The 23979-nt window shown below is 32.2% G+C and carries 21 protein-coding genes and 1 riboswitch; of the genes, 5 read left to right on the top strand and 16 right to left on the bottom strand.

Annotated features, from left to right (window positions below; all coding sequences use genetic code 11):
* Positions 1–218 precede the first annotated feature (218 nt).
* The 9 genes from HW119_RS09865 to HW119_RS09825 all read right to left on the bottom strand — a co-directional run bounded on the left by HW119_RS09865 (position 219) and on the right by HW119_RS09825 (position 10905).
* Complete coding sequence (locus HW119_RS09865) at positions 219–2162, bottom strand: T9SS type A sorting domain-containing protein (RefSeq protein ID WP_177763938.1); 1944 nt, start codon at positions 2160–2162, stop codon at positions 219–221.
* Between the two features lie 816 nt (positions 2163–2978).
* A complete protein-coding gene (locus tag HW119_RS09860) occupies positions 2979–3929 on the bottom strand; it encodes a D-2-hydroxyacid dehydrogenase (protein ID WP_177763936.1) in 951 nt (316 codons plus the stop codon).
* Position 3930: 1 nt separating this feature from the next.
* Complete coding sequence (serC, locus tag HW119_RS09855; RefSeq protein ID WP_177763934.1) at positions 3931–4998, bottom strand: 3-phosphoserine/phosphohydroxythreonine transaminase; 1068 nt, start codon at positions 4996–4998, stop codon at positions 3931–3933.
* Entirely contained in the window at positions 4998–5399 is a 402-nt protein-coding gene (locus HW119_RS09850; RefSeq protein WP_177763932.1) for a phosphoheptose isomerase, read from the bottom strand. Before HW119_RS09850 ends, serC begins: the two co-directional genes overlap by 1 nt.
* A gap of 122 nt (positions 5400–5521) precedes the next feature.
* Entirely contained in the window at positions 5522–7012 is a 1491-nt protein-coding gene (mqo, locus tag HW119_RS09845; protein ID WP_177763930.1) for a malate dehydrogenase (quinone), read from the bottom strand.
* Between the two features lie 85 nt (positions 7013–7097).
* Positions 7098–7526, bottom strand: coding sequence for a Holliday junction resolvase RuvX (gene ruvX / locus HW119_RS09840; RefSeq protein ID WP_255497856.1), 429 nt, complete (start codon positions 7524–7526; stop codon positions 7098–7100).
* Positions 7516–8694 carry an AIR synthase related protein gene (locus HW119_RS09835; RefSeq protein WP_177763928.1) on the bottom strand — a complete coding sequence of 393 codons (1179 nt, stop codon included), beginning with the start codon at positions 8692–8694 and terminating at the stop codon, positions 7516–7518. The genes ruvX and HW119_RS09835 overlap by 11 nt, the downstream gene beginning before the upstream one ends.
* A gap of 172 nt (positions 8695–8866) precedes the next feature.
* On the bottom strand, positions 8867–9991 hold the full coding sequence (locus HW119_RS09830; RefSeq protein WP_177763926.1) for a cysteine desulfurase family protein: 1125 nt from the start codon (positions 9989–9991) through the stop codon (positions 8867–8869).
* A gap of 11 nt (positions 9992–10002) precedes the next feature.
* Positions 10003–10905: an EamA family transporter gene (locus HW119_RS09825; RefSeq protein WP_177763924.1), complete on the bottom strand. Its 903-nt coding sequence runs from the start codon at positions 10903–10905 to the stop codon at positions 10003–10005.
* A gap of 594 nt (positions 10906–11499) precedes the next feature.
* On the opposite strand from HW119_RS09825, the gene HW119_RS09820 reads away from it, so the two are divergent.
* Entirely contained in the window at positions 11500–11829 is a 330-nt protein-coding gene (locus HW119_RS09820; protein ID WP_177763922.1) for an ArsR/SmtB family transcription factor, read from the top strand.
* Between the two features lie 55 nt (positions 11830–11884).
* Positions 11885–12349 carry a DUF6428 family protein gene (locus tag HW119_RS09815; protein ID WP_177763920.1) on the top strand — a complete coding sequence of 155 codons (465 nt, stop codon included), beginning with the start codon at positions 11885–11887 and terminating at the stop codon, positions 12347–12349.
* Positions 12350–12395: 46 nt separating this feature from the next.
* Here the strand turns inward: HW119_RS09815 and dnaB are convergent, their stop codons facing one another.
* From dnaB to HW119_RS09780, 7 genes are all read right to left on the bottom strand, one after another.
* Positions 12396–13937, bottom strand: coding sequence for a replicative DNA helicase (gene dnaB, locus HW119_RS09810; protein WP_177763918.1), 1542 nt, complete (start codon positions 13935–13937; stop codon positions 12396–12398).
* A 135-nt stretch (positions 13938–14072) separates the two neighbouring features.
* A complete protein-coding gene (locus HW119_RS09805; protein ID WP_177763916.1) occupies positions 14073–15026 on the bottom strand; it encodes an acetyl-CoA carboxylase carboxyltransferase subunit alpha in 954 nt (317 codons plus the stop codon).
* 51 nt (positions 15027–15077) lie between these two features.
* Positions 15078–15965 (bottom strand): DMT family transporter, encoded by an 888-nt coding sequence (locus HW119_RS09800; protein WP_177763914.1) that lies wholly within the window; start codon positions 15963–15965, stop codon positions 15078–15080.
* Complete coding sequence (locus tag HW119_RS09795) at positions 15952–17025, bottom strand: LptF/LptG family permease (RefSeq protein ID WP_177763912.1); 1074 nt, start codon at positions 17023–17025, stop codon at positions 15952–15954. The genes HW119_RS09800 and HW119_RS09795 overlap by 14 nt, the downstream gene beginning before the upstream one ends.
* Positions 17026–17038: 13 nt before the next feature.
* Positions 17039–18169: a tRNA guanosine(34) transglycosylase Tgt gene (gene tgt, locus HW119_RS09790; RefSeq protein ID WP_177763910.1), complete on the bottom strand. Its 1131-nt coding sequence runs from the start codon at positions 18167–18169 to the stop codon at positions 17039–17041.
* A 110-nt stretch (positions 18170–18279) separates the two neighbouring features.
* Positions 18280–19311 (bottom strand): iron ABC transporter permease, encoded by a 1032-nt coding sequence (locus HW119_RS09785; RefSeq protein ID WP_177763908.1) that lies wholly within the window; start codon positions 19309–19311, stop codon positions 18280–18282.
* Positions 19312–20451: an ABC transporter substrate-binding protein gene (locus HW119_RS09780; RefSeq protein WP_177763906.1), complete on the bottom strand. Its 1140-nt coding sequence runs from the start codon at positions 20449–20451 to the stop codon at positions 19312–19314.
* 96 nt (positions 20452–20547) lie between these two features.
* Positions 20548–20744, top strand: a riboswitch (cobalamin riboswitch).
* Between the two features lie 30 nt (positions 20745–20774).
* On the opposite strand from HW119_RS09780, the gene HW119_RS09775 reads away from it, so the two are divergent.
* The 3 genes from HW119_RS09775 to HW119_RS09765 all read left to right on the top strand — a co-directional run bounded on the left by HW119_RS09775 (position 20775) and on the right by HW119_RS09765 (position 23977).
* The gene (locus HW119_RS09775) at positions 20775–22616 is read left to right on the top strand and encodes a TonB-dependent receptor plug domain-containing protein (protein WP_177763904.1); all 1842 of its coding nucleotides are present in this window, start codon (positions 20775–20777) and stop codon (positions 22614–22616) included.
* Between the two features lies 1 nt (position 22617).
* The gene (locus HW119_RS09770) at positions 22618–23649 is read left to right on the top strand and encodes a YncE family protein (protein WP_177763902.1); all 1032 of its coding nucleotides are present in this window, start codon (positions 22618–22620) and stop codon (positions 23647–23649) included.
* A gap of 67 nt (positions 23650–23716) precedes the next feature.
* Positions 23717–23977: a hypothetical protein gene (locus HW119_RS09765; protein ID WP_177763900.1), complete on the top strand. Its 261-nt coding sequence runs from the start codon at positions 23717–23719 to the stop codon at positions 23975–23977.
* The last annotated feature ends 2 nt before the right edge of the window (positions 23978–23979 follow it).

The raw sequence follows: 23979 nt of genomic DNA, 5'->3' as shown, positions 1-23979 counted from the left end.
AACCAGAAGCTTCTTTTTTTACATTAGCATTTTATAAATAAAATTATTTTTATTTGTAACTGTTTATTTCCAAATTTTCAAATTAATTAATCATCTATTGGTTTGTTTTTGAGACTCTGAATCAAGTTCAGAGTGACAAGCGTTATGAACATTTCCAAATTACCTAATTCTTAATACTAAAATCTCAATACTCAGTTCTCAATACTAAAAACTAAAAACTACTTCTTAATCACTTTAACGGTTGCTTGGGTGTTTTGGTCGGTAGTTACTTTGATGAAGTACGTACCTGGTGCAAAGGTTTCTAACGAAATGGAGTTGTCTCCATTAAACGAGTTGCTAACCAAACGTTGCCCTAAAATGTTATAAACCTCGTAAGTCGTTAAGTTTTCTGGGGTATCTATAAATACGTTGTTTGTTGTTGGGTTAGGGTAAACTTTTAAATTTAAATTTGTAAACGTATCGGTATCGAGATAATTACAAGTGTTTTTAGCTAGTTTGGCAATAAAGAAATCGGTATTACTACCTGGGTTAGCTTTATTTAATTGACCAATGATCGGATGATTATTACCCATACCATCACCAAAAATCAGCGTACGCATATATCCACCAACTATATAATTCCCGTCTTTGTCGGTTTCAACGGCAGTTAAACCTTCACGGAAGCCATTAGGGCCTTGTATGCGATGCCCACCAACAGGAACCCCTGTGTTTTTATTTAAACGTATTAATATAGGATCACTAAATGCACCTACTGTTTGACCTGTGATACCAAAAGCACCCCAAGTATTGTTATAAAAACCGGTACCAACCCCCAGTTCATCTCCATTAATAGTCATACTTCGGGTACTTTCAGAACTAGAGCCACCTGAACCTGGAATAAATATTCCGTCTGCGTTAGAGCCCCATAGTAGATTCCCTTGTGCATTAAATTTGATTACAAAGGACTGACGTCCTGATTGATTATTAAATTGATAACCACCAAAGTTTCCGTCTTCTGGACCATTAGACCCATTTGGTAAAATAGTTTTTTTTGTGCCAATTCCTGAAACATAGACATTGGATTGCTCATCAATTAGCAAACCTTGGACTAGAGCCGACCATGTATTATTTGCTGTTTTGGTCCACAGCACTTGCCCAGTGGCATTGAAACAAATGAGTATAGAAGTTCTATATTCTTGGTTGTTAATGATGGTGACAAATTCATCACTATCATTTGTATCGCGCCAAGACGTAAAATAATACTGTTGGGTTAAAGGATCGTAAGTGAAATTTATTCTTTTTGAGTGGTACCTCTCTGTATTAGGGCGAAAAGGAACGGGTAGGTATCCTAACGAATTACCGTTACTGTCGTATTTTAAAATATAAAATTGCTGTTCGTTTTGAGCTAAGCCTGAAATGTTAATGGTACCATCTAAGTGAGTACCGTTTCCCATACTTACTAACCAATGCGTAGTACCGTTAGGTTCAACAGTTACGCCATAATCAAAAGCATTACTTGTATTAAGCGTTAACGAATCACTCTGCGGCATGCGTAACCATTGAAATTCACCAGCGTTGTCGTATTTGATTAAGGCTAATTTTTTATGTGCTGGAGATTTTACATTTGGTAATGTTACACCGCCCCAATTACGTGGAATGGGATCCATGATGCTGTTGGAATCGAAATGAACAGGTAGTGCAAAAGCGGTTCCTGCTATATTGGCTAAACTGTCGTGATAACCTCTGTTCCATACACGCATTGCTACATATACATTATCTGAGCTATCGATTCCCATGGAACGTGAATTATTTTCACCAGCACCTCCACCAAAAACCTTATGCCAAAGATAATTTCCCTCGCAATCGACTTTGCTTAAAAAAATGTTACTGTAATTATCAATTGCTAAAGGTTTATGATAAGTAGTAAAAGGAGTACCTGCATAATTGGTATTTCCGTAGCCCACATGACTTAAAAGATAGGTATTATTATCCGAGGTGTTTTTTAAAGCAACGACTTCTTCATGATAAATCGAGTCATCATAAATACCTCCAGAAGTATAATCTGCAAAAAGTTTATTTTCACCTCCACCGGCTTTTGCCCATTGCCATTGATAAGGTTGGGCGAAGCCCCCTAGCCCCCAAAGGGAGAAAATGATATATATAAATAATTTTTTTGTTGTCATGATGTATGTTTTTTAGTATTGAGTTCTTAGTATTGAGAAATTAGACTTGTTGTAATTTTTAAAATTTAACCAAGTTTATGTTGATAACCTTTGAATGGACTTTTCTTTAATTAAATATCTATTTTTTTAAAGATGATTATTCTAATAAAATAACACTATCTGTGCTAATATAAAAAAATATCAACACAGATAGCTGGTTATTTACTAATAAAATATTGATAATTTTATTAATATATAAATAAATCATCTAAAAAACGAACGATGATTAGAAGTTTTGGTTTTGTCTTATAAACAAGTTTAGATAGAAAGAATAACTTTTAAATGAAATGATAATTATCTTTAATAAAACGTCTCGACTTCTTTAAGCCTATTATTTATAAGGCTTAACAAAGGGTAAAAACGATGTTTTTTAGTCGTAAGTACTGAATCAAAATGATCTAAATCTATTGTATGTTTTATTAAAAATGTAGCGCTTTTGGATAACAAAAGTTCAAATAATTAAAAGCTTTTGTTTACAGAACTACTGGCTTGTAGCAGCGATGGAAGTGGTTAGCCCGCAGTGTGTTTTTTTGCAAAAAATACACGAGGACTAGAAACGGACAGCGCGGTGCTTTAGCAGCTGCCCAAAGAAGTCGAAAGTTGAAACAAAGTTTCAAATCTGTGTTATTGATCATTTTGATATGAATTCATCATCTGTGTATCTGTGGTAAAAAGTTGGAAAGTTAAAAAACAAAAAAAACTTCTCATGCGAACATAAGAAGCTTTTCGTTTATTACGATGTATTTCTAAAAACAGGTTTAGAATTACAGTATTCATTTATTTTAAAATAGCGATGATTTGCTCTGCTAATTCAGTTCCGATACGGTCTTGAGCTTCAAGAGTGGCAGCTCCGATATGTGGCGTTAATGAAATTTGTGTATTCATTAAAACCTGAACTGCTGGTGTTGGTTCGTCTTCAAAAACATCTAAACCTGCGAAGGCAACAATTTCGTCATCGATAGCTTTGGTTAAAGCTACTTCGTTAATGACACCGCCGCGCGCCGCATTGATGATTCCAACGCCTTTTTTCATTTTGGCAAATTCGGCTTCGTTAATTAAATAACCACCTAACGCCGGAACGTGGAAGGTAATAAAATCTGATTGCGTAATTACTTCATCAAAAGGAACAGTTGTTACTTCAAAATCTAGGGTTTTACCATCGAAGAAGTCTAACGTAATGGTTGCTTTTTCTATAAAAGCATCGGTTGCAAGAACCTTCATTCCAAGTCCGATAGCCAATTTTGCTACTTGTTGACCAATACGTCCGAAACCAACAATACCAAGTGTTTTACCTCTTAATTCGGTTCCGGCAGCGTACGCTTTCTTTAATCCGTTGAAATTTGAATCTCCTTCTAAAGGCATGTTTCTATTCGAATCGTGCAAGAAACGAACACCACTAAATAAATGGGCAAAAACCAATTCGGCAACCGAAGCCGAAGAAGCACCTGGCGTGTTGATTACTTTGATTCCTTTTTCGCGAGCGTAATCTACATCAATATTATCCATACCTACTCCACCTCTACCAATTATTTTGATTGATGGGCAAGCATCGATGATGTCTTTACGAATCTTAGTTGCGCTACGAACTAAAACCACATCAATTTGATGTTCGTTTACATAATTGGCAACTTGCTCTTGTGCTACTTTTGTTGTGATTACTTCAAAACCTGCGGCTTCTAAAGCATTGATTCCGCTTTTAGAAATTCCGTCGTTTGCTAATATTTTCATTTTAATTTACTGCTTTTTCTAATTCTTTCATTACGTTTACTAACACTTCAACACTTTCTAACGGAAGTGCATTGTACATAGACGCGCGGTATCCACCAACTGAACGATGTCCGTTTAATCCGTTAATTCCAGCGTCTTTCCACATTTGGTCGAACAATTCTTTATGTGCTTCGTCTTTTAATAAAAACGTTGCATTCATGTTTGAACGGTCTGCTGTAGCTGCTGTTCCAACAAATAAAGGGTTACGGTCAATTTCGTTGTATAACAATTCGGCTTTAGCTTCGTTAACTTTCTCGATAGCTTCAATTCCGCCAATGTTTTTCAACCATTTTAAAGTTAAATAACACGTATAAACGGCAAAAACCGCAGGCGTATTGTACATACTTTCTTTTTCGATGTGTTTGGCGTAGTTTAAAATGTTTGGAATTTCACGACCCGTTTGGTTTAATAAACTTTCTTTAACTACAATCATCGTAACTCCGGCTGCTCCCATATTTTTTTGAGCTCCAGCATAAATCACATCAAATTTAGAGAAGTCTAAGGTGCGTGAAAAAATATCAGAACTCATATCGCAAATCACAGGAACATTCGTTTCCGGGAACGATTTCATCTGCGTTCCGTAAATGGTATTGTTACTTGTGCAATGGAAATAATCTGCATCTGTAGGAATTTCGAATCCTTTAGGAATGTGATTGTAATTTTCATTTTTAGAAGAAGCGACTTCGATAGTTTCACCAAAAGCTTTGGCTTCTTTCATAGCATTGTTTGCCCAAGTACCCGTATTTAAATATGCTGCTTTACTTTTTAAGAAGTTATACGGAATACGTAAAAACTCCATACTTGCACCACCTTGTAAAAAAACAACTTGATAGCCTTTGTCGGTTAATCCTAAAAGTTCTAATGCTAGTTTACGGGTATCTTCCATCACCGCAACAAAATCTTTACTTCTGTGCGATATTTCGATGATGGATAATCCTGAATTATTGAAATTTAATAATGCCTCAGCCGATTTTTCAAAAACTTCTTGAGGTAAAATACATGGTCCTGCGCTAAAATTATGTTTCTTCATTATTCTTCAAATACTTGAATGTTTGCTGATTTTTCTACTAAGTCGGTAAATTTACCAACATAACGGGTTGCTTTTACAATATGGTTGTCAATCCAATGGTAATTTCCACCACGCGGTTTATTCATTAAAATGCTGTGGTACTTAAAACCGTGTTTGTTTAACCAATTGGTAGTTACTTCTCGATGCTCTTCGGTACGTGAAGTAAAAAAGCAAATATAATGACCTTCGTCATACCATTTATTAACCGTTTCTAAAGCATCCGGAAAAGGTTCGCATGTTTCCATTCGCTCAGGTTGTTCATTCGGAACATCATCTGTGATGGTTCCGTCAATATCAATCAAATAGTTTTTTACGCCTTCGGGTAAAACCGGACTGATGTCGTCTTTGTGTTCTAAATTCATTTTATGTGTGTTGTTATAAATTTAATATTAAACCGAATAAAAATCAAAAATGAATTTATTCTTTAAAATATTTTTATTAAAAGAAAAAACCAGTCGGATTTCGACTGGTCTTTGCTCTATTTTTACTTACTTAATCCCAAAGATTTAGCAGTTTTTTCTCTCATTTGATGTAATAACTCAGGGTTATCATTTAATTTTTGTCCGAACGAAGGAATCATTTCTTTAAACTTCGCTTGCCATTCTGGGCTGTTATATTTCTCAGGGAAACATTTACTTATTAATTTAAGCATGATGCTCACCGATGTTGATGCACCTGGAGATGCACCTAATAAAACAGCTAAAGAACCATCTGCAGCGTTTACCACTTCGGTACCGAAAGCTAAAACCGCTTTATTATTTTTATCGCGTTTCATGGTTTGCACACGTTGACCTGCAATTTCTAAACGCCAATCTTCTTTCTTTGCATTAGGAAAATATTCTTGTAAAGACTCAACACGTTTATCCATTGATTTCATAACTTCTGTAACCAAATACTTAGTTAAATCTAGATTGTCTAAACCTGCACCAACCATTGTCCCAATATTTGTTGTAGAAATAGATTTGAATAAATCGCAGTAAGAACCTGTTTTTAAGAATTTAGTAGAAAAACCTGCATAAGGTCCAAATAATAAAGATTTTTTACCATCTATATAACGTGTATCTAAGTGCGGAACCGACATTGGTGGTGCACCAACCGAAGCTTTTCCGTAAACTTTAGCTAAATGTTTATTTGCTAATTCTTCGTTATTACAAACCAACCATAATCCAGAAACTGGGAATCCACCGTAAGCTTTTCCTTCTGGAATTCCAGATTTTTCAAGTAATAAGATTGAAGCTCCACCAGCACCAATAAATACAAATTTAGTAGTAATTGTATATTGAACTCCTGTTTTTAAATCTTTTGCAAAGATTCTCCAACGTCCGTCCGCTTGTTTTTTAACGTCATAAACTTCTGTTTCAAAAGAAACATTTACACCGTTTTGACTTGCTTGATGCGAAATCATTTTACGAGTTAAAGCACCAAAATTTACATCGGTTCCTAAATCCATATGTGTAGCAGCCACAGCTTCATTTGCTTTTCTGCCTTCCATAATTAATGGAACCCATTTTTCGATTTCTGCAGGGTCTTTAGAAAATTGCATTTCTGCAAACAATGGATTTTTCTTAAGTGCATGAAATCTGTTTTCTAAAAATTTCACATTCTCATTTCCCCAAACAAAACTCATGTGTGGCACATGATTAATAAACTCACTTGGATTTTGAATGATTTTTTTATCTAATAAGTACGTTAAAAATTGTCTTGTAACTTCAAATTGTTCACAAATATCTAACGCTTTAGTCGTATCAACAACACCATTTTTTTCTGATGTATAATTTAATTCACAAAAAGCCGAATGTCCTGTTCCTGCGTTATTCCATGCATCTGAACTTTCTTTAGCAGCACTATCTAAACGCTCTATGATTTCAATTGATAAACTTGAGTCTAATTCTTTAAGCATTAAACCAAGTGTTGCACTCATAATACCGGCACCAATTAAAACCACATCGGTTTCTGTATTTTTGTTTGTTGACATTTTAAAATTATATTTCTTTTAAACTTCCGTTAATTATAATGCTGCAAAGTTCTTAAATTAACCCGAGCAATTACTTTATTTTATGTTAAAACATTTTACTGTTCAAATAATCTTGAAGCAAAATAGTTGCTGCAATTTCATCTACCAATGCTTTATTCTGACGTTGTTTTTTCTTAAGACCACTATCTATCATGGTTTGAAAAGCCATTTTAGAAGTAAATCTTTCATCCATTCGGATCACTTCGATTGTAGGATATAATTTCTTGAATTTAACTACAAACTCATCAATTTTTGGAGCAATTTCAGACGGTTCGTTATTTAAACGTTTAGGCTCACCAACAATAACTTTTGACACTTTTTCTTTAGAAAGATATTCTTGTAAAAAAGGAAATAATTGTTTGGTTTCGACTGTAGTTAAACCCGAAGCAATAATTTGCATCTCATCTGTTATAGCGATTCCGGTACGTTTACCGCCATAATCAATTGCCAATAATCGTGATGGATTAATATTCAAAAGTTCCGTAAACTGAATTAATAGTTAATTTTTTAGATTCAGAAGCTTCTACTCTACCTACGATTTGTGCGTTTACATGAAACGATTTTGAGATAGCAATTATTTCTTCTGCAACTTCTGGTTTTACGTATAATTCCATACGATGCCCGCAGTTGAAAACTTGATACATTTCTTTCCAATCTGTTTTAGATTGTTCTTGAATTAATTTAAACAATGGTGGAACATCGAATAAATTATCTTTAATTACATGAACATAGTCAACGAAATGTAAGATTTTTGTTTGTGCACCACCTGAACAGTGAACCATTCCGTGAATGCTTTCTGAATTGTATTTATCTAAAATTGCTTTGATAATTGGCGCATACGTTCTTGTTGGAGAAAGTACTAATTTACCTGCATTGATTGGTGCATTTTCAACTTCATCCGTTAATTTCATTCCACCAGAATAAACCAATTCTTTTGGTACAGATGAATCGAAACTTTCTGGATAATTTTCAGCCAAATAATGTGCAAACACATCATGACGAGCCGAAGTTAATCCGTTAGACCCCATTCCTCCGTTATATTCTGATTCGTAAGTTGCTTGTCCGAACGATTCTAAACCAACGATAACATCACCTGGTTGAATGTTTGCATTGTCAATTACATCGCTGCGTTTCATACGAGCTGTAACTGTTGAATCAACAATAATCGTACGAACTACATCACCAACATCGGCAGTTTCACCACCTGTAGAATGAATCGTAACTCCGAATTTTTTTAAATCTTCGATTAATTCTTCAGTACCATTGATAATTGCAGAAATCACTTCTCCCGGAACCAAATTTTTATTTCTTCCGATAGTTGAAGAAAGTAAAATATTATCAGTTGCCCCAACGCATAATAAATCATCAATATTCATGATTAATGCATCTTGTGCAATTCCTTTCCAAACAGAAATATCTCCGGTTTCTTTCCAATATAAATAAGCTAAAGACGATTTTGTTCCGGCACCATCAGCGTGCATAATCAAACAATAATCTTCATCGTTAGTTAAATAATCTGGTACAATTTTACAAAAAGCTTTAGGAAATAAACCTTTATCAATGTTTTTAATAGCGTTATGAACATCTTCCTTTTGAGCTGATACTCCGCGAAGTGCATAACGATTATTTGTTTCTGAATTCATATCTTTTGTGTTGTTGGGTGCAAATTTACTGCTAAAAACATTGTAATGCAATTCATTAAACAAAATATTATAACTAAAAATCCTCAAGCTTGTTTTTAGTAAAAAACAGGTTTGAGGATTTGATTTATTTCAAGTTTTAAAAAATATAAAATATAATTTTTTCAATTATTTTTTAAACATCTTTTAATACATCAATTAAAAAATCGATTTCTTCTTTGGTATTTTCGTGTCCAAAAGAAACACGTAAACTTGGTTTTTTAATATCTTCTTCGTTCAAAAATTCAGCTAAAACGTGCGAAGGTTTTTGACTTCCTGATTGACAAGCACTTCCTCTTGAAACTGCAATTCCTTTCATATCTAAATTAAAAAGAATCATTGCCGCTTTTTCGGGAGAAAATGGTAATAAAATATTTAACACATTATAGAAAGTCGATCCGTTTCCGTTGATTTTAATTCCAGGGAAATTTTCTTCTAATTTCGCTTTACAATAATCGCGTAATTCTGTAATTGCTTTGCGTTCGTCGTTCAAATGCTCGTAAGATAATTCCAAAGCTTTTGCCATTCCAACTACTTGATGTGGCGCTTCGGTTCCGGCACGTAAACCTTTTTCTTGTTCTCCACCAACGATTAATGGTTTTAAAACATTTTTCTTACGGATAAAAACAAATCCAGCTCCTTTTGGTCCGTGGAATTTATGTGCACTTGCAACAATAAAATCAACTGGAATTTCATCTAAAGGAATTTCAACTTTCCCTACCGATTGAACTGTATCAGTATGAAATAAAGCATTATTTGCAATACATAAATCTGCCACGCGTTTTAAATCTAGAATAGTTCCAACCTCATTATTCACGTGCATTAAACTCACTAAAGTTGGAATATTATCTTGCAGTAATTCTTCTAATTGTTTGTAATCAATTTCTGAATTTGGAAGAATATTTATATACTGAATTTCAGTTCCGTATTCTTTTTCCATTTGTTGGATAGAATACAACGTACAATGATGTTCGATTTTTGTTGTTATGATTCGTTTAACAACTAAATCACGAACAGCCGAACGAATAATCCAGTTATTACCTTCGGTTCCGCAAGATGTAAAAACAATTTCTGAAGAAGAAACATTAAACTGTTTAGCAATTGTTTTTCTTGCATTTTCGATTAACGCTTTACTGTGACGACCAACTGAATATGTTGAAGAAGGATTTCCGAAATCGGCTCTTAAAACTTTAATCATCTCTTCAACCACTTCTGGTCTTACTGAAGTAGTTGCAGCATTATCTAAATAAATTTGTTTCATGGTGTTGTATGCTATTTTTTGCTAGGTTCTAGTTTCTTAATATTTATGATTTTGTAATTAAAAATCACAATCGATAACAAAATTAATAAATAGGATCCAATTTGTAACATATTTATTGATTCTTTAAAATAAAATATCGCTAAAATAAATGTAATTATCGGATTTATATAAATTAAAATCCCAACGGTTGAAGCTGAAATTCCTTTTAATGCAAATAAATTTAAATATAACGGAACAATTGTAAATAGTACCGCAATCAATAAAATATAAAAGTAAAAATCAAATTCGGTTGGCAATTGAAAACTTCCCAAAAAACAATATGGCAACGCCAAAAGAAAGATAACAAACATTTGAACCAACAAGACATTAAACTTATCGAAATACACATTTTTCTTTTGTGAAACCAGATAAATCGCATAAGTTGCTGCGATTACAAAAGCGTAAATTAAATTGCTTGGGTTGGTTGTATAGTAAATTCCGCATCCAATTAAACTGACCAAAATAGCCAACCATTGGTGTTTTTCTATTTTTTCTTTTAAGATGATAAAAGCAAAAAACGTGGTGATAATCGGACATATTAAATAAGCAAACGATGCCGATTGCACATTTACTTGATTAACCACATAAATAAACAAAAACCAATTTAAACCCAATAATAATCCACCAAGTGATGTTAATAATAAGGTTCGTTTTTTGTCTTTGGATGGTAATTGTTGTAATAATTTATAATCGATTTGTAATTTTTCACGACGGAAAAAAGCACTGAATAGCACAATTAAAAATGTTGAGAATACGATTCTAAAAAATAAGATATCAAAACTCGAATAGGCGGTTATCGCTTTTAACGCAATAGAGAAAAATCCCCACATAAAAAATGCGGAAAATGCAGCGATATAATATTTTAATGCATTCATTTTTGGGCTGAAAATTTGCGCAAAGGTATTTTAATTAATTTGGATTTGGAATGATTTTCAAGGATTTGATTTTAACAAATAATTTAATTATTTTTAGAAAAAAATCAAACTTCATAAATGCAAAAAATACATTGGAAATATCTCTTAAAAATATGGCTAAGTATACTATTCATTGCTCCTTTTTTAGCTGATTTAACATTAATATTAAGTAGAGAAAATTCGTCAAAAATTGGTGGTTTAGTTGAAATATTTCCTTTAACTTTTTTATTAAGTTTGATATGCTCAACACCTACCTTCGTTATTTTAATTATTACTGATTACATAATGAAACATAGAAATAAAGATATTAGAGATATAAAATTTGTTTTGATTAGTTTTTTTAACACTTGGTACAATTACCACCTTTATAACACTCTTTGGTTCTCAAGATTTTGAAATAACTTTCGCTTATACCTTAGTAGCATTATTGAGTTCCTCTTTTTTCAAACTAGAAAAATAATTAAATCAATTTGAATCGAATTAGCTCAAAAAATCAGAATTTTTTTTGCAAAACTACTTTGTTATCGTAATATTGCAATGTTATAATATTTAATTATGGGAATTACAAAAACTGATTTACATTCTGAAAAAGAAAACCGTTTAGCCAGCCTGTTTAAAGTTTTGGCCCATCCGGCGCGAATTGCTATTTTACAACACATCATCAATCAACAGTCGTGTATTTGTAACGATTTGGTTGAAGAATTAGGTTTGGCACAAGCTACGATTTCGCAACATTTAAAAGAATTAAAATCCATCGGAATTTTAAAAGGAACCATCGAAGGAAAATCCATTTGTTATTGTATTAACGAAGAAATTTGGAAAAACATTCAAGCTGAATTTAATCTTTTCTTTAATCAGAATACAGAAGTAAAAACTTGTTGCTAACGGTTTTTATTTGATTTTTAACATCGCAATATTACAATATAAAATTAATCAAAATATGAAATTAAGCGAAATCAAACAAATCTTACCAACGCTAGAAAACGTAGCATTTGTTTTAGAAAACGGAACTTTTGTTCCTGAACATTTTCATGTGACCGAAGTAGGTCAAATAATCAAAAACTTTATTGATTGTGGAGGTGTTATACGTTCAGAAAAAACGGTAAACTTTCAATTATGGAACGCAGATGATTATGAACATCGACTTAAACCAACCAAATTACTTAATATCATTCAACTATCGGAAGATAAACTTGGAATTGAAGATGCAGAAATCGAAGTTGAATACCAAGCAGAAACCATCGGAAAATATGACTTAGATTTTAATGGAAAAGTATTTATTCTAAAAAACAAAACAACGGCTTGTTTGGCAGAAGATGCTTGCGGAATTCCATCGCAAAAAACGAAAATTAAAATCGGTGAAAAAGCAAGTTCATGTTGCGATCCAAAATCGGGTTGTTGTTAATCAAATAAAACAAAAAAATCCTGATGTAAAATCAGGATTTTGTATTTTAAAACGGTACGTCGTTAGCTGCACTTCCAAAAGGATTTCCAAAAATAGCATTTCCGCTTGGCAAATGTTTCGTTAAATCATTTGAATCTTCGCCATCATTCATACGTGAAGGTAATTCTCCAAACGGAATATTTCCATCTTCTAAGTTATCAAACTTACCAAACTTACCTAAGAATTTCAAACGAATATTATCCAAACCACCATTTCTGTGTTTAGCCACGATAAATTCGGCTTGACCTTCCGTTGGCGTTCCTTCATCATCATCCCATTGTTCAATTTTATAATATTCCGGACGGTAAATAAACGATACAATATCAGCATCTTGCTCAATCGCTCCAGATTCACGTAAATCGGAAAGTAACGGACGTTTCGATGTTCCACGCGTTTCAACGGCACGAGATAACTGAGAAAGTGCAATTACCGGAACTTCAAGTTCTTTTGCTAAAGCTTTTAAGTTACGAGAAATTGTCGAGATTTCTTGCTCACGGTTTCCACCTCCTTTTCCGTTTCCACCAGCTGTCATCAACTGCAAGTAGTCAATAATAATTAATTTGATTCCGTGTTGCGAAGATAAACGACGCGCTTTTGCACGCAAATCGAAAATCGAAAGCGACGGTGTATCATCAATATATAAAGGTGCTTTTTCTAAATCTTTAACTTTTACGTTAAGTTGTTCCCATTCGTGTTGTTCTAATTTTCCGGTACGCAGTTTCTCTGATGAAAGTCCCGTTTCAGAAGAAATCAAACGTGTAATTAACTGAACCGATGACATCTCAAGCGAGAACAAGGCAACTCCAAAATTGGCATCAATAGCAATGTTACGCGCCATCGATAGTACGAAAGCTGTTTTCCCCATCCCGGGACGAGCAGCAATAATAATTAAATCGGACGGTTGCCAACCCGAAGTCAAAGCATCTAATTTGTGGAAACCCGTTGGTAAACCAGAAAGACCTTCTCGACCTCCAATTTCTTGAATTCGCTTTTTTGCTTGAGCTACTAATGATTGAGCAGTTTCAGAACTCTTTTTAATATTACCTTGCGTCACTTCGTAAAGTTTTGCTTCGGCTTTATCTAATAAATCAAAAACATCGGTTGTTTCATCGTAAGAATCTTCAATGATTTCGCTTGAAATTTTAATCAAACTACGCTGAATGAACTTTTGAAGTATGATGCGCGAATGGAATTCGATATGTGCAGACGAACTGATTTTCTGCGTCAAGTTAATCAGATAGAAATCGCCACCAGCTTGTTCTAATTTTCCGTTTTTTCGCAATTGAGTTGAAACGGTCAATAAATCGATAGGTTGATTCCCAACAAAAAGTTGATCAATAGCTTCGAAAATAATACGATGCGCATCTTTATAAAAAGCGTCGGCCGTTAAAATATCAATGACTTCTTCGACTCCTTTTTTATCAATCATCATGGCTCCCAAAACCGCTTCTTCTAAATCAACGGCCTGTGGAGGAAGTTTACCTTTTTCAAGGCTTATGACATTTTTATTTTCTTTTCGAAAAGGTACTATTTCTTTTTGCTGTTCCATGAAGCTAATTTAAGTCAAAATTCTGTGCTTATCAATGATAATTTATTCACTATCGTTGTTCACAAGTCAATTTAAATTGTTAACAACTAAAAAGTCAGAGCGTTAACTCTGACTTTAATTGATATGTTAAAAAAATTAATCTTTATATTCTCCCATATGGCTGTATTTATCCATACGTTCGTCAATTAATTTTTCGATAGATTTTTTATTTAATTCTTCGAAAGTAGAAACAATATATTTTTTCACGGTTTCAAAAGTTGCTTCTCTATCATAATGAGCTCCACCAAGTGGTTCAGGAATAATTCCATCAATTAAATTATTCTTTTTCATATCGATTGAAGTCAATTTTAGTGCATCAGCAGCTCTTTCTTTAAACTCCCAACTTCTCCATAAAATAGAAGAACAAGATTCTGGAGAAATAACCGAATACCAAGTATTTTCTAACATGTAAACACGGTCACCAACACCAATTCCTAAAGCTCCACCAGAAGCTCCTTCACCAATAATAACAGTGATAATTTGAGTTTTTAGACGGAACATTTCAAGAATATTTCTTGCAATCGCTTCACCTTGTCCGCGTTCTTCAGCTTCTAAACCTGGATATGCGCCCGGAGTATCAACTAAAGTTACCACAGGAATACCAAACTTTTCTGCCATTTTCATTAAACGTAAAGCTTTGCGGTATCCTTCTGGATTTGCCATACCAAAATTACGGTATTGACGTGTTTTAGTATTTGTTCCTTTTTGTTGACCAATAAACATAAAAGTTTGGTCACCAATTTTTCCCATTCCACCAATCATGGCTTTATCGTCTTTTACACCACGGTCTCCGAACAATTCTTGAAACGTATCTCCACATAAAGCTTTGATATAATCTAAAGTGTACGGACGATTTGGATGACGAGAAAGCTGAACGCGTTGCCAAGCCGTTAAATTTTTGTATATTTCTTTTTTAGTATCTTCTAATTTCTTCTCGATATTTTTACAAGTTTCAGAAACATCAACATCAGATTCTTGCCCGATAATCGAACATTTTTCTAACTGATCTGCTAACTCTTTTATTGGAAGTTCAAAATCTAAATATTCCATAGTTATCTATCGTTTGATTTTTTTATTACAGTTGACAAAGATAAACTTTTATTAAATAACTTTTCTTTTTTTCCTGTTTTTAAAATAAACATTTAAAACCACTGTTAATAAAATAATTAGGGCTCCGAGATAAAACGCAGGTGTCATTTTTTCACTATCTTTAAAGATAATTACTGCTAATAAAATTCCATAAATCGGTTCTAAATTTATCGTTAACATACAAGTATATGGCGATAAATATTTCATAATATTGATTGAAGCAATAAAAGGATAAGCAGTACAAACTGAACCTAAAATCAGCAACCACAACCAATCTAATTTTTCAAAATGAAAAACTTCGGCTGTAAAACCACCAACAAAAAACATACAGAAAGTTAAGAACAACAAACCTCCTAAAAGTTCGTAAAAACTGATTCCATTTGAATCATATTTTCCGGCAAACTTACCATTGATTATTGAAAAACTTGCCGATAAAAAAGCTGAAAAAAGCGCTACCAAAATACCTGCAACATATTGTGTTTCTACGCTAAAAATAATACCTAACCCAACAACAACCATTACACCTAAAAACACTTCGTACCAAACTATTTTTCGCTTAAAAAAAATAGGCTCTAAAATCGATGTGAAGAAAGCACCTGTAGAAATACAAGCTAAAGTTATTGAGATGTTGGATATTTTTATTGCGTGAAAAAACGTAAACCAATGCAAGGCAATTACAAATCCGCAAACTATAAAAGTTGCAATTAGTTTTAGCGAAAATTTTAATGATATTTTTCGAACTTTTATGTAAACAAAAATTAGTGACAACGCGATTAAAATACGAGTCCAAACCAAAGGTAATGCGCTTAAAGTGATTAATTCACCTAAGATTGCTGTAAATCCCCATATAAAAACAATAAAATGTAGTTGAAGGTGATTTTTAAAATTAGCGTCTAGCATTTTTTAATAAATAAACAGCTATAATTCCGAAAACAATATTTGGGAACCACACTGCAAATAAAGGGTTTATACTTGATGCTTCGGCCAAAGTTCCGAAAATCTTGTCAAAGAAAATGTAAGTAAATGCAAAAGCGATTCCTAAAGCTAGGTTCACTCCCATTCCTCCACGACGTTTTGTAGAAGCTACAGCAACGGCAATTATCGTTAAAATAAAAGCCGAAACTGGAACACTGTATTTTTTATATTTAACGACTAAATACATATTGATATTTGACGAACCACGCATTTTTTCTTTTTCGATAAATCGATTTAATTCACCTAAAGTCATGGTTTCAGCAGCATAAACAGCTGGAGTTAAATCATCCATTTCGAAATTGAATTTCATGTTTTTTTGAAGCTCACTTTCAACTTTGTCGTCTAACTCACCAACAATACGTTTTTCATAACCTTTTAATGTATAATCTTTTGTACTGTCATTATAAATAATTCTGTTTGCTTTAATTTTATATTCTAATTTATTACCATCAAATTTTTCTAATGTAAAATTATAACCAGTTTTAGAAGATAGATTAAAATTACTTACATAGATAAATTCATCTTCACTTAATTGTTTGAACACATTCATGGTTTCACGAACTTCGGCTCGTTTTAAATACTTAAAACGAAAATCGTTATAACCTTGACTTGCAGGCGGAACAATAAAAAAACCAAAAATTAATGCAATTAGAGATATAATCGCTGCTCCAACAATATAAGGCCTAAGAAATCGATTATATGAAATCCCTGAACTCAAAATAGCAACAATCTCTGTGTTACTAGCTAATTTTGAAGTAAACCAGATAATGGAAATAAACAAAAATATAGGAAATAGCATATTGGCAAAATAAACTGTAAAGTCTAAATAATATTCCAAAACTGCTTCGATTGGTACTTTATTTTCAAGAATTTTATTAATTCTATCGGCAACGTCAATGGCTATCCCAATAGGAATAAAAAGCAACAACATTACAAAGAATGTTCCCAAATAACGTTTTAAAATGTACCAATCAATTATTTTCATATAAAGCTTTTAATTATAAACGAGTTGCCATTTGTTTTACCATTTTTTCTTTCCAAGCGTAGAAAGTTCCAGCTAAGATTTGTTGTCTTGCTTCGCGAACCAACCACATATAGAATCCTAAATTATGAATGGTAGCAATTTGTTTTCCTAAATATTCATTAGCAACAAAAAGGTGACGTAAATAAGCTTTTGAATAATCTAAATCTACCCAAGTGTGACCCATCGGATCGATTGGAGAAAAATCATCTTCCCACTTTTTATTTTTGATATTGATGAAACCTTCAGATGTAAATAACATTCCGTTTCTGGCATTACGTGTTGGCATCACACAATCAAACATATCAATACCCAAAGCAATATTTTCTAAAATGTTAATTGGCGTACCAACTCCCATTAAGTAACGAGGTTTGTCTTGTGGTAAAATATTTGTAACGACTTCGCACATTTCGTACATTTCTTCAGCCGGTTCACCAACAGACAATCCACCGATAGCATTACCAACAGCACCTGCATTTGCAATATATTCTGCAGATTGCGCTCTCAAATCTTTAAAAGTAGATCCTTGAACAATTGGAAAGAAAGCTTGATCATAACCGTATTTTGTAGGTACTTTTTCTAGATGCGATATACAACGATCCAACCAACGGTGTGTCATGTGCATCGAGCGTTTTGCGTAACGATAATCACAAGGATAAGGCGTACATTCGTCAAAAGCCATAATAATATCAGCTCCGATTGTACGTTGAATTTCCATTACATTTTCTGGAGAAAAAAAGTGGTAAGAACCATCGATGTGCGATTTAAACTTCACACCTACTTCTTTAATTTTTCTTCTTCCTGAAAGTGAATACACTTGGAAACCTCCTGAATCTGTTAAGATATTTCTATCCCAATTCATGAATTTATGTAACCCACCTGCTTTTTCTAAAATTTCTGTTTTTGGACGTAAATACAAATGGTACGTATTTCCTAAAATAATATCTGGATTGATGTCTTCTTTTAACTCACGTTGGTGCACTCCTTTTACAGAAGCAACAGTTCCAACAGGCATAAATATTGGAGTTTCGATAACTCCGTGATCTGTAGTAATTTTTCCGGCTCTAGCTTTAGATAACGGATCTTTATGTATTAAATCGAATTTCATATCTATATTTTACAATTTGCAAATATAAAGCGATTCTTTTATTTAATGTTTCATTTCTGAAAATATTCACATTTAAATATAAAAAACTTTGTACGTTTTTAATAGTCAAACTAGGCTCTAAAACCTTGTTTTCGTAATAATAAATAAATGACAATTGGAGCTCCAACAATACTTGTAATCGCATTGATTGGCAAGACAAACGAATCACCAGGTACTTGACAAATGGTATCACAAAGCAAAAGAATAATTGACCCAAAAAGTAAGTTACCAAAAAACAGTATAAAATGATTACTTGTTTTAAAAATCATTTTAGTAATATGCGGAATAGCTAATCCTACAAAAGCAATTGGACCAGCAAAAGCAGTACAAGTTCCGGATAAAATAGCTGTTGCTAAAATAATAAACAACCTTGATTTTTTTATATTTACACCTAAACTTCTCGCGTAATTTTCACCTAAAAGCAATGCGTTTAAAGCTTTTAAATATCGAAATGAAATGAACAATCCGATAAATATCGCTGTAAACATAATCGTAATATTTTGCCAAGTTAAATTTCCTAAACTACCTAAAGACCAAAAAGTAAATTTTTTTAATTCTTCTGCCGAAGAAAAATACGAAAGTACGCCAACTAATGCGCCAGCAAAACTAGCAAACATTAATCCGACAATAAGCAAGGTCATCGTATCACGAACTTTTCTTGAAACTAATAAAATGATAAATAAAACCAATAAACTCCCGAAAACGGATGCTAAAACTAAAGCTATTGACGAAGTAAAATATTGCTTGATTGCAAACGGAAACAAACCTCCGCCAAGAATTACCAATGCAACCCCTAAACTAGAACCAGAACTTAAACCTAAAACATACGGGTCAGCCATTGGATTTTTAAATAAAGTTTGCATCAACATTCCACTTACAGACAAAGCCATACCGACCAAAATAGCCACGATTGCTTTAGGTAAACGATAATTTAAAACGATATATTTCCAACTTTCTTTTTCAGATTCTTGAAACAATAATATAGAAACTACTTCTTTAAACGCAATTTGAACAGAACCAGTGCTTAAATTGAGAATAAAAAACAAGATTAAAATCAAAAATAATCCTAAAGCTACTATTTTTTGTTTAGTTGTAAAAAGCATTTATTTTAACGGTTCTATAAAATATGGTTTATAATTAGGTAAAACATTTGGATGAAAAATATGAATCAAATCTTTCAAAATTAAATCTGGACGATTTGGCGCTTCTTCATAAAACAAAGTTCCACCACTTGCACCTTTTTTCACACTATAAGAATATACATTTTTATTTTTAAAAGCTGAAAATTCAGCATAATGTGGATTTGCTTTTTGCATTTGCTCGTACGATGTAAACTCACCTGGTCCAATCCAAAATTGAGCATTTTGAGCTTTATCGAAAACCGTTTCAAATCCTAAAGAAATACTTCCAACTCCTTTACTTTCACTCCACAAATAATTTCCGCCAGCGTCTTTAATAAATTGCGCCATCCAGCTTTCACCTTCTGGTAAATACCAAACATCTTGATACAAAGCACCACTCAAAACTGTTGGTTTACTTGATGCATTTTCAACAATTTTTTTAGCATCGTTATACGAATTTACAATTTTATCAAATGCCATTTTAGCTTCGTAGTTTTTATCATATAAAGCGCCGAAAAATTTAATCCATTCGGCTTTTCCTAATGGAGTATTTTCAACCCAATCGCCGTTATAAACAATTTTTAATCCAGCATTTTTAATATTTTCTAATTTTTTATTTTCGCCATCGTAACTATGTCCAATTATTAAATCGGGCTGTAAATCAATCACTAATTCTAAATTTACATTTTCGTTATCGTCTAATTCTTTAATTTGATTAGCATCGATTTTTTTTCGAATAACTTCGTTAGAAATATAATTCAAACCTGGAAATCCTACTAACGAATTCTCTACACCAAGTTCCACCAACGAAGGAATATGCGTAGTTGAAGTAACAACAGCTTTTTGAATCGGGATTTGAATTTGTAAATATTTTGATAAACTATCTGGAATTTTATCTAAATTCTTACTTAAAACATAAGTATATTTTTGATTTGAATTTGGCCACGGATTATTCACTTTTAAAACTGAAAAATTATCATAATGTTGCAAATTAAAACCTGTTGCATAAACAATTTCATTACTTACATTTTCAATGTTTTGTTTAGTTTCTCTTTTATCATTACAAGAAATTAAAATAAAACAACCAAGAAAAAAAAAGGCTTTCAGAAATTTAGAATTCATTTTAGTACTTTTAGAAAAGCAAATTTAGTTTTTAATTTTCTAAACTACCAAATTATCAAGTTGATAAAAAAGATTTGTATTTTAATAAATTACTTATAAATTTGTACCAAACTAGGTTGCATTTTTAACAATTGCATTAATAGGGAAATAGGTGCGAATTTTTCAATTCCTATGCTGTACCCGCAACTGTAAGCTTATCTGATTTTAGATGCATTCGAACTCACGCCACTGATTTTTATCGGGAAGGCCGAATATAGCAAGCCAGGAGACCTGCCTAAAGATTACGAACAACAAGTTAACCTTCGGGAAAAAAGGTCGAACCCATGCTTTTTAAAAACATTTCTTATTTTGTAATTTTTACATGTTCTACTTTCGCTTATGCGCAAGAAGAAGCACCTTTTGTTTTAGATGAATTAATTATCTCAGATTACAAATTAAATTCGCACAACAAAACCCAAACCATACATAAAATAAACGATTCAATTATCACACAAGCAAACGGTTCGTTAACTGATTTACTTTTAATGAACTCATCTATTTATTTTAAAGAAAATGGTTCGGGAATGGTTTCGTCTCCCAGTTTTAGAGGAACTACTGCACAGCAAACAAGCGTGCTTTGGAACGGAATTCCGGTGAATTCACTATTTTTAGGACAAACCGATTTTAATTCAATTTCATATAAAGAATTTTCTGAAATTGCAATAAAGCCAGGTGGTGGAAGTATTTTGTACGGTTCAGGTGCGATTGGTGGAACGATTCATTTAAACCAACCAATTCGTTTTGAAAAACGTTTAGATAATACTTTGCAATTGGGTTACGGAAGCTATAATTCATTCCGTATCAATAATAATTTTACCATTAGTAACGACAAATGGTTTGGTCAAATTTCGATTAACCGAAATCAATCGGATAATGATTTTGAAGTAAAAAATAGAAATTGGAAAAACACAAATGCTGAGTTTTACAACAATAATGCAAGTATAGTTGTTGGGCACGAAATAAACGAGAAAAATAGCCTTTCGTTATATTCCACTTATTATAACGATGACCGTCATTTTGCATTAGTTGCAGAAAATCAAACAAAAACTAAATATAAAAATACTTATTTTAGAAACTTATTACATTGGAAAAACGAAGGTGATTCGTACAAATCTAATGCGAGAATTGCTTATTTTAATGAAGGTTACAAGTATTTCAATAATCTCCCTACAAATGAATATTCGTCTGGAAATGTGAATTCTTTTATAGCAAAATATGATTTTGAATATTTTATCGCTTCAAATTTTAGTTTAAACGGAATTCTTGATTATTCAAACCATAAAGGAACTGGAAAAAATTCTGGAATTACATCTGCTAAACAAGAAATTTTAGGATTAAGTATTTTGGCTAATCATGAATTGAATGAGAAATTAGGCTACGAAATTGGTTTCAAACAAGAATTCAATAATACTTATCAAAATCCATTTTTATATTCTGCCGGAATTTATTACAAACCAACCTCTGTTTATCAATTGAAATTGAATGGTTCAAAGAATTTTAGAATTCCAACATTTAATGATATTTTTTGGGAACCTGGAGGAAATAAATCATTACAACCCGAAACGAGTTTTCAGCTGGATTTACGCAACGAATTTAAATTCAGAAATCTAAGTTTTGGATTAAACACCTATTATACCAAAATAGATAATATGTTGCAATGGATTCCAAATAATACCGGAACTTGGGAAGCTCAGAACTTAAAAGCTGTCGAAATCAAAGGTGCTGAATTTGATGCGCAATATCATTTCAAAATCAAAGAAAATACATTTAATGTACAAGCCACTTACGCGTATACGAATTCGGAAGACACACAGTTAAAAAAACAATTGATATACACGCCTTTCCATAAATTTACTGGACAAATTAGTTACAATTACAAACGTTTTTCGGCCGGAATTCAATCCATCTATAATGGTTCTGTTTTCACGACAGCAAGTAATGTTTCGAAATCAAAAATTGAAGCTTATGCTTTGATAAACGGAAATATTCAATATCATTTCGGAAAGAAAATCAAACAAACTTTACTATTCGAAATTAAAAATATTTCGAACGTCAATTACGAAAATGTAATCAACCGACCAATGCCAGGTCGAAATTTTAATATACAATTAATAACCAAATTTTAATATGAAAAAATTAGTTTTATCTTTAGCTATCATCGCATTTGCAACATCGTGTAGCAACGTAGATGACGATACAATTATTGACGAAATTCCACAAGCTGAAAAACCTTATTCAAATGGAATTATAATCTGTAACGAAGGGAATTTCCAAAGCTCGAATGCCGAAATATCTTTTATAAAAAATGATTTAAGCACAGTTTATAACAATATTTTTGCTTTAAATAATTCTAATGCAACACTTGGAGATGTTGCACAATTTATTGGATTTAATAACGATTTGGCTTACATTGTAATGAACAATTCAAACACAATAGAAATTGTGAATCGTTATACATTTAAGAAAGTAAATCAAATTTCACAAGAATTAAATCAACCACGTGCCATTGCTTTTTCTAACGGTAAAATTTACGTGACCAATGCAAACAATAATACAGTCGCGGTTTATAATGCTACAACAAACACATTTATCAAAACAATTGCTTTAGATAATCAGCCTGAAAAATTGGTAGCAACATCAAATTATGTTTATGTACAATCTAGTTCCTATTCAACTACTGGAAATACAATTGAAATCATAAATTCATCTTCAGATACAAATACAAAAGATTTAACTTTTGCATTGCCAATGAACGGAATCACAATAGATTCAAATATGATTTTTGTTATTGGTTCTGATGTAAACAAAACAGAAATATCAAAAATAGAAAACGAAGCAGTTACAAAAACAATCACAAGTAATACTTTAAAAAGTTCGAGATATTTAACTTTAGATAATGGTAATTTATATTTCACAAACGGAACCGGAATCTTTACACTTTCAAAAGATTTAAACAATATTCCATCAGCTCCATTATTTAATGTTAGTGATAATAGTTGGTCAACTTTGTTCGGATTTAATGTCATCGACGGAAAAGTTTTTAGTTCCGACGCAAATGGGTTTACAGATAATAGTATCATAACAATTTATGATTTGAGTGGAAATGTTTTAAAAACATTCACAACTGAAATTGGTACAAACGGTTTTTATAAAAACTAAATTTAGAAAGCTTCTCAAATTACGAGAAGCTTTCTTTTTTTATCTTATATTTACAAAAAGAATAACGATGAATACAGAGAACAAAGACAAAAGAAACTTTTTATTAATGCTTATTTTTCTTGGTTTAGTTTTGATTTCGAGTGTTTTGATTTTTAATTCGGTAATGAAAAAAGAATCTAAACTTGAGGAAACAGAACCAGAAACTTTTGAAACACCAGAACAAGCATATCATAAAACAAAAGATATCTTATTTAATGTTTCCACAAAAATTAATAAAGGAATTTATTCTATCGAAAAAATAAATACAGCAGAAAAAATAAAAAATTAAAA

It is taken from the genome of Flavobacterium sp. I3-2 (assembly GCF_013389595.1).
GTDB lineage: Bacteria > Bacteroidota > Bacteroidia > Flavobacteriales > Flavobacteriaceae > Flavobacterium.
This window is presented reverse-complemented; position numbering and strand designations above follow the sequence as displayed.